The organism is Cobetia sp. Dlab-2-AX (assembly GCF_024124625.1).
GTDB lineage: Bacteria > Pseudomonadota > Gammaproteobacteria > Pseudomonadales > Halomonadaceae > Cobetia.
The window spans coordinates 119,862-135,005 of sequence record NZ_JAMXRV010000008.1 but is presented as its reverse complement, the minus strand read 5'-3'; the positions used below and the strand labels follow the sequence as shown (position 1 = coordinate 135,005).

The window sequence follows — 15,144 nt, the reverse complement described above, 5'->3', positions numbered from 1 at the left end:
TCACGCACACAAACGCCCAGCCACGAGAGTCGTGACTGGGCGTTTGTGTATCTGGTGACCGACATAACTGACGGCAGATATAGCTGATTACTGAAAGGCTCGGTGACCACCGCTCGAGCGCCTAGCCGTCGGTCAAGTCTTCAGGATGGCCGGTGACATGAAGCGCAGCTCGATGGCGACCGGGCACTGACGGATGCGTTGATGCCACTCTTGCTCCAGCCGCTCCCGCGTCATGCCCTGAGACGAATCGTCCGTCAGCACGACCACGACGATCAGTCTGAAATTGGCCTCCAGGGTGCGGTCCGCCAGCAGCGCTTCGTAGAGCAGACTTTGCAGCACCGTCTGCGCTCTGACGTAGTGCTTGAGCACCTTCACTTCGATGAACGTGAAGGGGGCGCTTTCCCCCTCGAGCAGCGCATCAAAGCAGGCATCGGTCTCGCCGACACGCACATGCCGCGTCATCGCGCCGCTCGCACTACCGCCACCACCCGCCGTGGAGGACTCCTGCATCTGACGCAGCATCGCATCCTTCAGCCGGGTCACCTGCTGGCGATGATGATCCAGATGCTCGGCACGCGATAACGGCACCTTCTCGTCGGTGCCGCCCTGAGGGCTCAACAGCTGCGCAACATCGGCATCGTCGACGGCCTGCCCGCTATCCTCATCTGCGGCTGATACCTGAGCCTCGGCGTCTACTCCGCCCTGCTGCCAATCACTCTCCCCCAGCGACGCCTGCACCTCGCGAGTCAGACGCTGCTCCTGCTCGGCTGGCGATAGCGTGCGCATGAAGGAGCGGTCCTTGTCGTAATCCCCCGGCGCATACAACTTGCCGTGATGATGGGTCACAAGTCGATAGAACACCGCCAGCACCAGCAACGGAAACACCACGATGAAACCGATCAGCGACCAACGCTCCGCCACCGTCAGTGTCTCGGCCGCCGAATTCAGCAACAGACTCGCGAAGCCATAGATCGACGAGATGAACAACGCGATGATCCCCAACGGGTTCCGCGCCAACTGCCAGGCATATTTCACGAACTGCATACGCGCCCCATTCCTTGGGGCTTACTAAGGGCATCTTCATGTAATGGAGGCGAACAGCCTGATAATGCAAGAGGCCCGCCTCACCACTGCATCACGATTAACGTCAGCGTCATCACGCCGATGGCGACCAACCAGGCCTCAGCGCGTCTGGCGAGGAGAGTGCCCGAAGTGGTTGCGGTAGGCTCGCGAGAAGCTGGAGCTGGAGGTAAAGCCGCTCGACAGTCCGACCGAGAGAATATCGAGGTCGGTTTCCTTGAGCAGATGCCGCGCCCGCTCCAGGCGCAGCCGCAGGTACCAGGCCCGCGGCGAGGTCGACAGCTCCTGCTCGAACAGGCGCTGCAACTGGCGCAGCGAGACGCGACAGCGTCTCGCCAGTTCCTCCAGCGACAAGGGGGTGTCCAGGTTCTGCTCCATCAGGGCGACCGCATCCACCAGCTGGCGCTTGTGGGTGCCAAGGCGGCGCGCCAGCGTCATGCGCTGCTGGTCAGTCCGCGTGCGCATGCGGTCATGTACCAGCTGCTCAGAGACATCCACTGCCAGCGCGGTGCCGTGGCGACGGGCAATCACATCCAGCACCATATCCATCGCGGCTGCCCCACCGGCACAGGAGAAGCGGCGCGCGCCCAGCTCGAACAGCTCATCCGAGGTGCTGATGGTCGGGAAGCGCTCACGAAACGCCGGCAGGCTTTCCCAGTGCAGCGTGACCCGCTCACCATCGAGCAGTCCGGCCGCCGCCAGCAGAAAACAGCCGGTATCCAGGCCACCCAGCACACAGCCTCCACCATCGAGACGATGCAGCCAACCCGTCAAGGCGCGATTGAGGTGTGCCTCGGGCTCGAAACCACTGCATACCGCCAGCGAAGGCAGGGAGCGAATATCGAGAATGCTGTGGTCGGCGACCAGCGTCATGCCACTGGAAGACGTGACCGGCTGGCCATCCTCACTGATGAGCAACCAGCGAAACAGCGGCTTGCCACTGATGCGATTGGCGATGCGCAGAGGCTCCACAGCCGCGAAGAACGCCATCATCGAGAAGCGTGGCAGCAAGAGAAACCCGATGGTTTCCGGTAGCGGGCCGATGTAATCGAGTCGCATCGTGCAGTGCTCCAGAGAATGAAAAGATAAAACCGCCCTGCCAGTCGGCTGCGCGCAAGCAGAGTCAATGGCGTCGTAAGGGCAAGCGTCCGAGGTGCAGGTGGCGCTTACGACCCTGCACCGCCCGAATGGTATCCCGAAAGCGCCCATCAGGCGATCAAAGCTGTCGCCTTCAGGCAAGCAAAGGTCGTATCACGTCAAGAATATCATTACCTGATTCATGCCTCTCATGCAACCGCGACGCCCCTGCGCGATCGCCCTTGCCAATGAGTCTGCGTGACCGAATGGGACCGATGGCGAACGCGATCTTGCGACACAGCCAATTTTCCAGAAGCTGTAGCCATCAAAATCAATTCCATACATAATATATTGTAATGCTTTGAGGGAGTTAGCGTCTTCCCGCACGTCTCGACAAGCATTCACGTCTTCATCTCGTTGCCTTATCGACAACAATTTTTCGCGACAGATGAACGGTCATTCCGCCGTGACCGCGACAGGGAACGCTGGCCCTACGACCAGCTCGAACAGGAGATATTGCGTGACCCCACCTCAGCCTGACCCCGCCTCACCTGACAATGCCAGTACTCATAACACCAGCACGGAAAACACCACCTCTGATTACAGCGCCACGGCAGTCGTCGGTTCTCAGCGCTACCATTCGCCGGACCTGAGCCTACGCGTCGAGACTTCCGGCCCGCTCAAGGGCATGCACAAGGGCATGACCCTGACCTCCGCCGGCCTGCTGCTGCTTTTCGTTCTCGCCACCGGCCTGGCTCCCGAACTGTCCTCCAGCCTGTTCGGCGCCGCGCGCGCCTGGATCGAATCCACCTTCGGCACCTATTACCTGGTGACCATCGTCGGTCTGATCGGCCTGTGCATTGCCCTCGTCTTCTCCCCCTGGGGCAAGCTGCGCCTGGGCGCGCCGGATAGCCGCCCCGAATTCTCGCGCTTCACCTGGGTCTCGATGCTGCTCTCGGCAGGCGTCGGGATCGGCATCCTGTTCTTCGGCGTCGCCGAACCGATGTTCTACTTCGACAACTCCGGCGGCTTCGGCTATCCCAACAATCCGCACGCTGACCTCGCCGGCCATATGGCGATGGATCACGCCCGCGCCGTCGATGCTCTCAAGCAAGCCTTCTTCCACTGGGGTCTGCACGGCTGGGCAGTCTATGTCATCGTCGGCATGACGCTGGCCTACTTCGCCTATCGCCGCAATCTGCCGCTGGCACTGCGCTCCGCGCTCTATCCGCTGATCGGTGACCGCATCTACGGACCCATCGGCCATGCCGTCGACATCATGGGCGTGCTGGGCTGCGTGTTCGGTATCGCCACCTCGCTGGGGCTGGGCGTCAGTCAGATCGCCGTCGGCCTCAACCGCCTGACCGGTATCGACTCGGGTATCGGCACCCAGGTCGTATTGATCGCGATCATCAGCGTCATCTCCATCGTCTCGGCGGTCTCCGGTGTCAAGCGGGGTATCCGCATCATTTCCGAGCTGAATGTCGGCGTGTCCGTCATCGTGGTCGGCAGCTTCCTGATCGGTGGCCCGACCCTGTGGCTGATCAGCATGTTCGGCGAGACGGTCGTCTCCTACGTGCGTGACGTCATCCCCATGGGCCTGTGGGTCGCGAGCACACCGGTCGAGCGCGACTGGCAGGATGCCTGGACCATCTTCTACTGGGCCTGGTGGCTGGCATGGGCACCGTTCATCGGTCTGTTCATCGCGCGTATCTCCAAGGGCCGCACCCTGCGTGAATTCATCCTCGGCGTGCTGATTGCCCCGCCGCTGATCATCTTCATCTGGCAGACCCTGTTCGGCGGCACCGCCCTGCATCAGGAACTGAACGCGGCCATGGGCCCTGGCACCGGCCAGCTGATGGGCATGATTCGCGACTGGAATCTGCCAGAGGCACTGTTCGCCACCGCCGATGCGCTGGTGAGCAATGACATCCTCAGCACCGTGCTGACGTCACTGCTGATCTTCCTGCTGATCAGCTGGTTCGTGACCAGCTCCGACTCCAGCACCCTGGTCATCACCACCATCCTGTCGATGGGCGATGAAGACCCGCTGCCGCGTCACCGCATCTTCTGGGGTGTCTGCATCGGCTCCGTCGCGGCGGTGCTGCTGATGGCAGGCGGGCTCAAGGCGCTTCAGACGGTCCTGATGGCTGCCGCCCTGCCGGTCAGTTTCGTGATCCTCGCCATGACGCTTGGCCTGCTGGTCGCGCTGGTGGATGAATCGCGCAGCGTGATCAAATCGCGTCATCAGCCGAAGACCGGCCCGCAAGCCACGCCGCGAACGGCCAGCCAGACCAACGCGGGCTAAGGACTGCAGAAGAGTCACACTCTTTGGTAGTGATTTGTCATCATCAAGTCACCAATGCCCGCTCAGGCCAACACCTGAGCGGGCATTGTCATTTCTGGCATCTTTTGCATGCCCTTGACGTCGTGTTGTGGCAAGTAGGCGTCGCTTTTCTTCAACGCCCACACACCGCACCTGACTAGTCTGGAAGTCGCAACCCTCGGCCTAACAGCCGGTTGCGTTGCTGACAGGACACCGACGGCAAAGGTGCCCAACCAGGCACGCATGACACTCTTGGCACTCTCGAAATTGGCCACCCCCGGCATTGGCCTGATCGTGAACACCATCCCCCAACTTCAGCCACTGGCCTTATCCGTATCGCTCCCGCTCTCAAGGCCTCAAGGCATTCGGGCCGCAGCAGGAGCGACAGCTCAAACAGCAATTGGAACGACAGCTCACACAACAACTACAACAATTCAGGAGTCTTCTCATGGCAGCGACAGACCATGATCCGCTCGGTGATCACGCACCACCCCCTTCGCAGAACAATGCCCTCACGGCACATCTCCAAGTGGAAACCAGCGGCCCGTTCAAAGGCATGCACAAGGGCATGACCCTGACCTCGGCCGGCCTGTTGCTGGCATTCGTCGTCGGGGCCGGCCTCTCTCCCGATGGGGCGGCCGCCATCTTCGGTGCCGCACGCAGCTGGATCGAACATACCTTCGGTACCTACTACCTGGTGCTGGTGGTCGCGATGATCGCCCTGTCGTTGGCACTGGTATGCTCGCCCTGGGGCAACCTGCGCCTCGGCCCCAAGGATAGTGCCCCGGAATTCTCGCGCTTCACCTGGATCTCGATGTTGCTGTCGGCAGGAGTCGGCATCGGCGTGCTGTTCTTCGGTGTCGCGGAGCCGATGTTCTATTTCGACAACTCCGGTGGCTTCGGCTACCCCAACAACCCACATGCGGATCTGGCCGGTGCCACCGCCATGGATCACGCCCGCGCCGTCGAGGCACTCAAGGCGGCTTTCTTCCACTGGGGGCTGCATGGCTGGGCGGTCTACGGCATCGTCGGTATGACGCTGGCCTACTTCGCCTATCGCAAGCAGCTGCCGCTGGCACTGCGCTCCGCCCTCTATCCGCTGATCGGCGAGCGCATCTACGGCCCCATCGGACACGCCGTCGATATCATGGGCGTACTGGGCTGCGTGTTCGGCATCGCCACCTCGCTGGGCCTGGGCGTCAGCCAGATCGCGGTGGGCCTCAATCGCCTCACCGGCCTGGATGCCGGCATCGGCACGCAGCTGGCGTTGATCGTCGCCATCAGCGCGATCTCCATCGCCTCGGCAGTGTCCGGGGTCAAGCGCGGCATCCGCTATATCTCGGAACTCAATATCGGCGTGTCGATCATCGTGGTCGGCAGCTTCCTGGTCGGCGGCCCGACACTTTGGCTGATCTTGCTGTTCGGCGAGACGTTGCTGGCCTATCTGCGCGATGTGGTGCCGATGGGATTGTGGGTCGCCGAGACCCCGGGCGAGAGCAGCTGGCAGGAAGGCTGGACCATCTTCTACTGGGCCTGGTGGCTGGCGTGGGCGCCATTCATCGGACTGTTCATCGCCCGCATCTCCAAGGGCCGTACCCTGCGGGAATTCATCCTGGGCGTGCTCATTGCCCCGCCGCTGATCATCTTCATCTGGCAGGCGCTGTTCGGCGGTACCGGCCTGTATCAGGAGCTTACGGCCAGCATGGGTGCCGGCAGCGGCGAGCTGATGACGCTGGTGCGCAACTGGAACCTGCCCGAAGCACTGTTCGCCACCGCCGATGCCCTGGCGGGCAACAGCGTGCTGAGCGTCATCCTGTCGTCTCTGCTGATCTTCCTGTTGATCAGCTGGTTCGTGACCAGCTCGGATTCCAGCACTCTGGTGGTCACGACCATCCTGTCGCTGGGCGATGAAGAACCGCTGGCGCACCACCGTATCTTCTGGGGCATCTGCATCGGGCTGGTGGCCGGTACACTGCTGATGGCAGGCGGACTCAAGGCGCTGCAGACCATCCTGATGGCTGCCGCCCTGCCGATGAGCTTCGTGATCGTGGCAATGACGCTGGGCCTTGTGGTGGCGCTCTATCAGGAATCCGGCAACGCACTGAAAAGGTTCAGGAAACCTGCCAGGAATCACACAGGCCCCTGAGCCCACTCAAAGCCCCTCACTCGACCCGAGCCCGTCGTGCCAGCAGGCAACGGCGGGTCTTGAGGCATGTCTTTCACGTCAGGCATTGCACGAAACACATAATGTCGCGTTATGGAAAATACTGGTCGTCAATAAACAAAAATTCACCAGAGGGCAGGATAGGCTTATGAGGTCCTTGCCACCCACAGGAGTCAGCCATCGTTATCTGCCCTCGCTTGACGACTTATTGCGGCCGCCAGCTTGCCAGTTCGATAACAACAACTTCAGGAATCGCGCTCTCATGACGACCGACACTTCCTCCTCCCGCCAGCCCGAGGCCACCACGGATTCCGTCTGCGGCCTGGGGGACACAGACTCCGCCAAGGGCAAGTACCTGACCTCGATCGCCACCGTCGCGGTCATCACGCTGCTGATCGGCGCCGCCGCCCTCTTCCCGACGGGATTTCTCGCAGCCCTGGACGCCGTCAAGACCTCGGTGATCGGCAACTTCGGCTTCATCTTCACCTGGCCGGCCTTTGCCGTGTCGCTGCTGCTGGTCGCGGTCTGCTTTACCCCATTGGGCAAACTGCGCTTCGGCGAAGGCGATCCTGAATTCCATATCCTGAGCTGGATGGGCATGCTGTTCGCCACCGGCATGGGTATCGGCCTGCTCACCTGGGGCGTGCTGGAGCCCAAGTACCATACCGATGCCGGACAGAGCACCGACATGGCGCTGCTCAATGCCTTCAATCACTGGGGCCTGCTCGCCTGGGCGGGTTACCTGGCCATCGGCGCGCTCTTCGCCCACGCCATGTACAACATGAAGATGGCCAAGCCCGCCGAAGAACTGCTGGGCAACGGTCTGTGGAGCAAGCTCAACCTTGTCAGCCTCGTCGTTTCCACCGTCATCGGCCTGTCGCTGTCCTTCACCTACGCGACCACCCCGATCCAGCAGGGGCTGGTCAAGCTGGTCGGCATCGAGTTCAGCCCGACCCTGATCATCTGTGTGCTGGCCATGTGTGCCATCATCTCCTCCGCCTCGGGCCTCAAGCGCGGCATCAAGTGGCTGAGCAACTACAACACCCTGTTCGCGATCATCCTGATGCTCGGCGCACTGGTGCTGACCGTCCCCGGCGACATCCTCTCCACCTTCGTGCGTCTGGTGCCGGAATACTTGCTCAAGTACCCCGCAATGGCCACCGATATCGGCCTGGGCGATCCGGAGCGCAAGACATGGCTGGCTGACTGGCTGTATGCCTTCGAGGCGGCCTGGTATGGCTGGTTCATCTTCACCGGCGTCTTCATCGCCCGCATTTCCAAGGGCCGCACCCTGCGTGGCATGGTACTGGGCGTGATGCTGGTGCCGACCCTGTTCTCATGCCTGTGGTTCGTGGTGTTCGGTCTCGGCAGTCTGAGCCTGGGCGTCGATGACGTGTTCAAGCTGATCGATACCATCGATACCACCGGCATCTTCTCGGTGATACTGACGCTCAACATCCTGCTGTTCTTCATCACCAGCGCCGACTCCGCGGGCCTGGTGTGCGAGATGCTGACCGTCAAACGCTCACGCGCCTTTTGGATCATCGCCATGGCCGCCCTGGCCGTCGTGGTCAGCTGGCTGGGCGGCGATGTCTACAAGACCCTCCTGAGCCTGATCTCGGTCGCCGCCATCCCCGTCGCCTTCGGCATCTTCGCCCTGGTGATCGCCTTCGTGATCCGTGTACGCCGTGATCGCGCCTCCCAGGCAATCCCGGCATCTGCGACACTCGCTCAGCGCTGAGCCGCCATGGCGTGAGGTGATCCGCAGCGCACACTAGTGCGATGCAGTCTGCCAACACAACGGCCCTGCCCCCGAATGAGGTGCAGGGCCGTGTCACGTCTGATGGACACCTTTTTTCGCTACCCGCCACGAACGACACGTCTTGCGCCTTCGCCGCATTGACAGTCCATCAGCACACACTGATAGGCTGAAATGACTGGCAGAACGCTGGATTTTCAGCGCTTCATGCTGGAAAGACATCAAACATCCACAAGCCTTGCTGGCGTTTGTATTGCTGACAAGGCCATGCGGACATCGCCATTGCGCTCTGGCATATGCCGAGTGCAATCCGATGCAAGGTGAAGCAAGTGCCTTGCCATTCGGAAGATCGTCTTGCCCAGCGCCTGCCTCAAGTCGTCACCCAACAATCACAATGACGTAGACAGGTAATGACATGTCCCCGACTTCACAGCAGAGTCCTGGGCAGCAGAACGCTGCTCACCCGCCCAATGACGCATCACACGTAGCGCCTGACTCCCCTTCGCTGACATTCCGCTTCGGTGCCTGGGGCGCCGCCATCCCGTTGATCTTCTTTGTCGTCTGGGCAATCACGACCAGCGTGCTGGGGCTGTCCTCTGAAATCGGCCTAGTCATGGGGGCACTGTTCGGGCTGACCCTCGGTCTGTTCTTCTGCACCAGTCGCTGGGAGGATTATGCCAACGGCCTGTTCGATGGGCTGACGCAGCCCATCGGGGTGGTCGCCATCGTCGCCTGGTTCTATGCCGGGATGTTCGCTCAGGTTCTGCAAGTCGGGGGACTGGTCGAAGGGCTTGTCTGGCTGGGCGGCATCTCGGACATGACCGGCGGCTGGTTCGTCGGGCTCACCTTCCTGCTCGCAGCCGTGTTCTCGACCGCTGTTGGTACTGGTTACGGCACCACGGTCGCCTTCTGCACGCTGATGTATCCGGCCGGCATCGCGGTGGGCGGTGATCCCACCCTGCTGTTTGCCGCAATTCTGTCCGGTGCCATCTTCGGCGATAACCTGGCCCCGGTGTCGGACACCACCATCGTCTCCGCCACGACCCAAGGCGCGGATGTCCCCGGCGTGGTGAAAAGCCGTTTCAAGTACTCGATTGCAGCAGCCTTGCCGGCGCTGGCGTTGTTCGTGATCTTCGGCGGCAGCGAGCAAGGCGGAGTCACCGACCCCGCGGCGGTTCAATCGATGCAGGAGGCCGCCGATCCAGCGGGACTGATCATGCTGGCGCCCTTTGCACTGGTACTGATACTGGCACTGCGTGGACAGCACCTGCTGACCTCTCTGACCTGGGGCATCCTGCTCGCCATTCCTGTCATGCTGATCGCCGGCACCGGCAGCCTGCCACAGATCATCGCCTTCGATTCCGAGGCCGATGGCGTCATGACTGGCGCATTGGTTCGCGGCGTCGAAGGTTACGTCAACATGGGCATCCTGATCCTGCTGATCGTCGGTGCGGCCCACCTGATGACCCTCGGCGGCACCATGGAGCATGTCACGCGCCTGCTGATGCGCTGGATCAAGCAATCCATGCGCCGCGCCGAGCTGGCCATCTGGGGGATCGTGGCGCTGCTCAACAGCGCCATCACCATCAATACCGCCGCCGAAATCGCGGCCGCGCCCTTCGTGCGTGCGCTGGGCACCCGGTACCGCATCCATCGCTATCGCCGCGCCAACATGCTGGACGCCGTGACCTCCGCACTGGGCTACATCTTCCCTTGGGGGGCACCGGTGCTGTTGGGCTGGTCGACAATCCAGTCCATGCAGGGCACCTACGATTGGCTGCCCACCGTCTCGCCGACCGCCGTCTTCCCGTTTGTCTTCCAGGGCTGGTTCCTCGTGGCCATCATGCTGCTGGCTGCCATTACCAGCTGGGGGCTGACCTTTGAGGACGAGGATGGCAACGAACTCAAGAAGCACCCGGCCAGGTGAGCGCCCGATCCGCACCACGCCGCTGACAGACCCCGACTACGCTGAAAGCCTGTGCCATCACGTTTCCCGCAGGCGTTCAGCGTCCATCGGAAACGAACAGGACAACGACAGACAGGAGTGACGCATGCCAGTCAGTTTCCACGACCACCTCAGCCGTCAGATCAATGAACTGCAAGAAGAAGGTCTCTACAAGCAGGAGCGCGAGATCACCTCGCCCCAGGGTGCCAGCCTACGGGTCGCGGGCGGTGATGAGCGCGAGGGGCAAGGCTCGGAGGTCATCAACTTCTGCGCGAACAACTATCTGGGCCTGGCCGATAGCCCCGAGCTGATCGCGGCCGCGCAACAGGCGCTGGAGCGTGATGGCTTCGGCATGGCCTCCGTGCGTTTCATCTGCGGTACTCACCATCAACATCGCGTGCTGGAAAAGCGCCTCGCAGCCTTTCTCGGCATGGACGATGCCATCCTCTATTCCTCATGTTTCGACGCCAATGGCGGCCTGTTCGAGACACTCTTCGGCCCTGAAGACGCCATCATTTCCGATGCGCTCAATCACGCCTCCATCATCGATGGCGTGCGTCTGTGCAAGGCAAGCCGCTATCGCTATGCCAACAATGACATGCGCGAACTCGAGGCCCGCCTCCAGGAAGCCGACGCCGCCGGTGCACGCTTCAAGCTGATCGCCACCGACGGTGTCTTCTCGATGGATGGCGTGATCGCCAATCTCAAGGGCATCTGCGAGCTCGCCAGACGCTACGACGCGTTGGTGATGGTGGATGACTCCCACGCCACCGGCTTCGTGGGGGCCAATGGGCGTGGCAGCCACGAATACCATGACGTGATGGATCAGATCGACATCATCACCACTACCTTCGGCAAGGCGCTGGGTGGCGCCTCGGGCGGCGTGACGGCCGCACGCGGGCCCATCGTCGAGTGGCTGCGCCAGCGCTCGCGCCCTTATCTATTCTCAAACTCGCTGGCGCCGCCCATCGTGGCGGCGACCCTCAAGGCGCTGGACAAGGTCGAGGACAGCGCCGAGGCACGCCGGAAGCTGTGGGAGAACGTCGAACGCTTCCGGCGCGGCATGCAGGAGGCCGGCTTCACCCTGACGGGTGCCGGTCACGCCATCATTCCGGTGATGATCGGCGATGCACGGCTGGCGGGCGACTTCGCCAGTCGTCTGCTGGAGGCCGGCATCTACGTGATCGGGTTTTCCTATCCGGTGGTGCCCAAGGGACAGGCGCGCATTCGCACCCAGATCTCGGCGGCGCATACCCCGGAGCAGATCGAGACGGCCATTGGCGCCTTCACGCGCATCGGCCGCGAGATGGGCGTGATCGACTCCACGACGGGAGGTGATGCATGAAGGCGCTGGCCAAGCTCAAGGCCGAACCCGGCATTTGGATGACCGAGACGGCCGTGCCGGAAATCGGCCACAACGATGTGCTGATCAAGATTCGCAAGACCGCGATCTGCGGCACGGACATGCACATCCATCAGTGGGATGAGTGGTCGCAGGCGACCGTGCCGGTGCCGATGGTCACCGGTCATGAGTATGCGGGGGAGATCGTCGCACTGGGCAGCGAGGTGCGTGGCTATGAGATCGGCGACCGTGTCTCGGGCGAAGGGCACATCACCTGCGGCCATTGCCGCAACTGCCGCGCGGGGCGTCGCCATCTGTGTCGCAATACCGAGGGCGTGGGTGTCAACCGCCCAGGCGCCTTCGCCGAATACCTCGCCCTGCCCGCCTACAACCTCTTCAAGCTGCCGGATGAGATCAGCGATGACCTGGCAGCCATCTTCGATCCCTTCGGCAATGCCGTGCATACTGCACTGGCCTTCGATGTGGTCGGCGAGGACGTCTTGATCACCGGTGCCGGGCCCATCGGCATCATGGCGGCGGCGGTCATCCGCCATATCGGGGCTCGCCACGTGGTGATCACCGACGTGAATGACTATCGACTGGCACTCGCCGAGCGGATGGGCGCAACCCGCACCGTCAATGTCAGCCGCGAATCCCTGAAGGAGGTGATGGCGGAGCTCGACATGCATGAGGGCTTCGATGTGGTGCTGGAAATGTCCGGCGTGCCTTCCGCCGTCGAGCAGATGCTCGATGTCATCAATCATGGTGGCAAGATCGCCATGCTGGGCATTCCGCCCGGCGAGATGGCCATCGACTGGACCAAGGTCATCTTCAAGGGGCTGACCATCAAGGGCATCTATGGCCGCGAGATGTTCGAGACCTGGTACAAGATGGCCAGCCTGATCCAGTCAGGGCTGGATCTTTCGCCCATCATCACCCATCGCCTGAGCGTCGCAGACTTCCAGCAGGGCTTCGAGATCATGGGCTCCGGTCAGTCGGGCAAGGTAGTGCTCGACTGGGACTGAGGGCGTCTGTTCGTTTCAGTCTCCACGCAAGTCAGTCGTCGCCTCGCGCGGCAACAGTCCGAAGGTCTCGCCCATGCCGGGGGCGGCAAGGCGCTCAAGGAACCATTTGAGCGCCTTGCCCTGACGACCACTGCGCCAGGCGAGCGAGAGATCGACCGGCGCGCGCTGAGTCTCCAGCGAAAGTATGACCAGACTGCCCTCCTCCAACTGGCGATGGATTCGATGCCGCGGCAGATAGCCGACCCCCAGCCCCTTGCGCTGAACCTCGATCTTCTGCGCCGTGGTCTTGACAATGATCTGACTGCGGCCATCCAGCAAACCGGAAGAATGGCCGGGCAGGCTGCGCGAACTGTCCGCCACGATGACGGTGGGAAAGTCACGCAAGGCGTCGGCGGACAGCGGCTGTGGCAGATGCGTCAGCGGATGGCCGGCCGCCACGGCGAAGACCGGCTCGATCGCCCCGAACACTCGGCTCGACAACCCCGATACCGGTGCCTCGCCGGGCGCTCCGATCACCAGATCACAGCGGTTGTCATGCAACGCTTCCCAAGTGCCCCCCATCACCTCCTCACCCAGTACCACACGGGTACGCGGCTGAATGGCCTGAAATTCCTCCAACAGCGGATAGAGCGCGTCCGGATCGAGAATGGTGTCGACGCAGATACTCAGCTCAACCTCCCATCCCGCCCCCGCCTGACGCGCCAGCGCCGTCATCTCATCGGTGGCCAGCAGAATGCGTCGCCCATGCTCCAGCACCAGGCGTCCGGCATCGGTCAGTTCGGCCTTGCGACGCGAGCGATCGAACAGCGGCACGCCCAGCTCTTCCTCCAGCTTCTGCACCGAATAGGAAATCGCCGAGGGCACGCGATGCAGTGTCTCGGCGGCCGAGGCGAAACTGCCGCGTCGTTCGATGGCATCCAGCACGCGCAGGGCGTCGAGTGTGATGGGTGAGACCATGATTCAAAAATTCTGATCATTGAGACCAGAATCCTCCGTTATTTTTTTGATACGCCGCATTCTATAGTAGCTCCATCGATCAAACACACTGATCTTAAAATCCTCATATCCCCTGATCAATGGAGCCACACATGTTCAAGTCTGCCCTCTCTCGCCTGATGACCACCGATTCCAGCCTCGCAAGCCTGGTGCTGCGTGTCCCGACCGGCATCATCTTCATGGCCCACGGTTCACAGAAACTGTTCGGCGCCTTCGGCGGCTACGGTCTGGAAGGCACCGGTCAGTGGATGGCCTCCATGGGCATCGAGCCCGGCTATCTGATGGCGCTGCTGTCCGGCAGCGGCGAGTTCTTCGGCGGACTGGCGATCCTGATCGGCCTGCTGACACGTCCGGCGGCTGCCGTGCTGGCCTTCACCATGCTGGTCGCCATCCTGACCGTGCATATCGGCAATGGCCTGTTCATGAGCAACAACGGCTATGAATACGGGCTGGCACTGCTGACCATCGCGGCGAGCCTGGCGATCACCGGCGGCGGCAAGCTGTCACTCGACCGCCTACTGAGTCCGGCCAGGCACGTTGCATAAGCCCACTGATGCCTGCCCATTCACAAGTCTGCACAGTTTCAGGAGGTTGCCATGCTTACGTTACGCCCAAGCAATGAACGCGGCCATGCCAGGTTCGCCTGGCTGGAGAGCCGCCACAGTTTCTCCTTCGCCAACTACTACGACCCTGCTCACATGGGCGTCTCCGTATTGCGCGTAATCAACGATGACCACGTGGCGCCGGGCGCGGGCTTCGATCCGCACTCGCACAGTGACATGGAAATCATCAGCTATGTGCTGTCGGGCAACATCGAGCATCGCGACAGCATGGGCTCACGGCACACCTTGGGGGCGGGCGAAGTCCAGCTGATGAGTGCCGGGACGGGCATTGAACACAGTGAGTACAACGCCTCGTCCCTCGAGCCGCTGCGCTTTCTGCAGATCTGGATCACGCCACAGGCCAAGGGGCTGCCGCCGCGCTATCAACAGCAGCCCTTCGTCGCCCGCGACGGTCTCACCCTGCTGATCGCACCACCGGCGCAAGCCGCGCCTGGGGTGCTGACCATCAATCAGGATGCCCGGATGTATCGCATCGGCCTGCAAGGGGATGACGAGCAGCGCGCAGCACTGGAACTGCCGCTGGACAGCGAGCGCCGCTACTATCTGCACGTCATCGACGGGTCGGCGACACTGAAGGGCAAGGGTCAGCAGAGCCTGCCACTGTCCGCGGGGGATGCCGTCACGCTGGATCATGAACCCGAGGCCACTCTCGATGAGGCGCGAGGTCTACATGCGCTGCTGTTCGACCTGCCCGCTTGAGCTGGCCTCCGATGGCCTCTAGACCCACGACGCCTCCCCGCCCATATGACTGCCGGCGGGGAGGCGTCGTTATGGCACGTCCGCATGGGAGAACACCTGGCAGGGAAC

11 protein-coding genes are annotated in these 15,144 nt (G+C 62.2%); 8 read left to right on the top strand and 3 right to left on the bottom strand.

Features of this window, described 5'->3' with window-relative positions:
• Positions 1–132: 132 nt before the first annotated feature.
• Together NH396_RS13705 and NH396_RS13700 are read right to left on the bottom strand one after the other, a co-directional pair.
• Positions 133–1,044, bottom strand: coding sequence for a hypothetical protein (locus NH396_RS13705; protein WP_253064437.1), 912 nt, complete (start codon positions 1,042–1,044; stop codon positions 133–135).
• A 138-nt stretch (positions 1,045–1,182) separates the two neighbouring features.
• Positions 1,183–2,139, bottom strand: a complete 957-nt coding sequence (locus NH396_RS13700; protein ID WP_253064435.1) for a GlxA family transcriptional regulator — start codon at positions 2,137–2,139, stop codon at positions 1,183–1,185.
• A 538-nt stretch (positions 2,140–2,677) separates the two neighbouring features.
• On the opposite strand from NH396_RS13700, the gene NH396_RS13695 reads away from it, so the two are divergent.
• The 6 genes from NH396_RS13695 to tdh all read left to right on the top strand — a co-directional run bounded on the left by NH396_RS13695 (position 2,678) and on the right by tdh (position 12,718).
• Positions 2,678–4,465 carry a BCCT family transporter gene (locus tag NH396_RS13695; protein WP_253064433.1) on the top strand — a complete coding sequence of 596 codons (1,788 nt, stop codon included), beginning with the start codon at positions 2,678–2,680 and terminating at the stop codon, positions 4,463–4,465.
• 466 nt (positions 4,466–4,931) lie between these two features.
• Positions 4,932–6,629, top strand: coding sequence for a BCCT family transporter (locus NH396_RS13690; RefSeq protein WP_253064431.1), 1,698 nt, complete (start codon positions 4,932–4,934; stop codon positions 6,627–6,629).
• Between the two features lie 280 nt (positions 6,630–6,909).
• A complete protein-coding gene (locus tag NH396_RS13685; RefSeq protein WP_253064427.1) occupies positions 6,910–8,388 on the top strand; it encodes a BCCT family transporter in 1,479 nt (492 codons plus the stop codon).
• A gap of 433 nt (positions 8,389–8,821) precedes the next feature.
• Positions 8,822–10,333 (top strand): Na+/H+ antiporter NhaC family protein, encoded by a 1,512-nt coding sequence (locus NH396_RS13680; RefSeq protein WP_253064425.1) that lies wholly within the window; start codon positions 8,822–8,824, stop codon positions 10,331–10,333.
• Between the two features lie 124 nt (positions 10,334–10,457).
• Positions 10,458–11,696 (top strand): glycine C-acetyltransferase, encoded by a 1,239-nt coding sequence (locus NH396_RS13675; protein WP_253064423.1) that lies wholly within the window; start codon positions 10,458–10,460, stop codon positions 11,694–11,696.
• Complete coding sequence (gene tdh, locus NH396_RS13670; RefSeq protein ID WP_253064421.1) at positions 11,693–12,718, top strand: L-threonine 3-dehydrogenase; 1,026 nt, start codon at positions 11,693–11,695, stop codon at positions 12,716–12,718. The genes NH396_RS13675 and tdh overlap by 4 nt, the downstream gene beginning before the upstream one ends.
• Before the next feature lie 15 nt (positions 12,719–12,733).
• Here the strand turns inward: tdh and NH396_RS13665 are convergent, their stop codons facing one another.
• Positions 12,734–13,675 carry a LysR family transcriptional regulator gene (locus tag NH396_RS13665; RefSeq protein ID WP_253064418.1) on the bottom strand — a complete coding sequence of 314 codons (942 nt, stop codon included), beginning with the start codon at positions 13,673–13,675 and terminating at the stop codon, positions 12,734–12,736.
• Positions 13,676–13,806: 131 nt separating this feature from the next.
• On the opposite strand from NH396_RS13665, the gene NH396_RS13660 reads away from it, so the two are divergent.
• Both NH396_RS13660 and NH396_RS13655 read left to right on the top strand, forming a co-directional pair.
• The gene (locus tag NH396_RS13660) at positions 13,807–14,259 is read left to right on the top strand and encodes a DoxX family protein (RefSeq protein ID WP_253064416.1); all 453 of its coding nucleotides are present in this window, start codon (positions 13,807–13,809) and stop codon (positions 14,257–14,259) included.
• Between the two features lie 51 nt (positions 14,260–14,310).
• On the top strand, positions 14,311–15,036 hold the full coding sequence (locus tag NH396_RS13655) for a pirin family protein (RefSeq protein WP_253064414.1): 726 nt from the start codon (positions 14,311–14,313) through the stop codon (positions 15,034–15,036).
• Positions 15,037–15,144 lie beyond the last annotated feature (108 nt).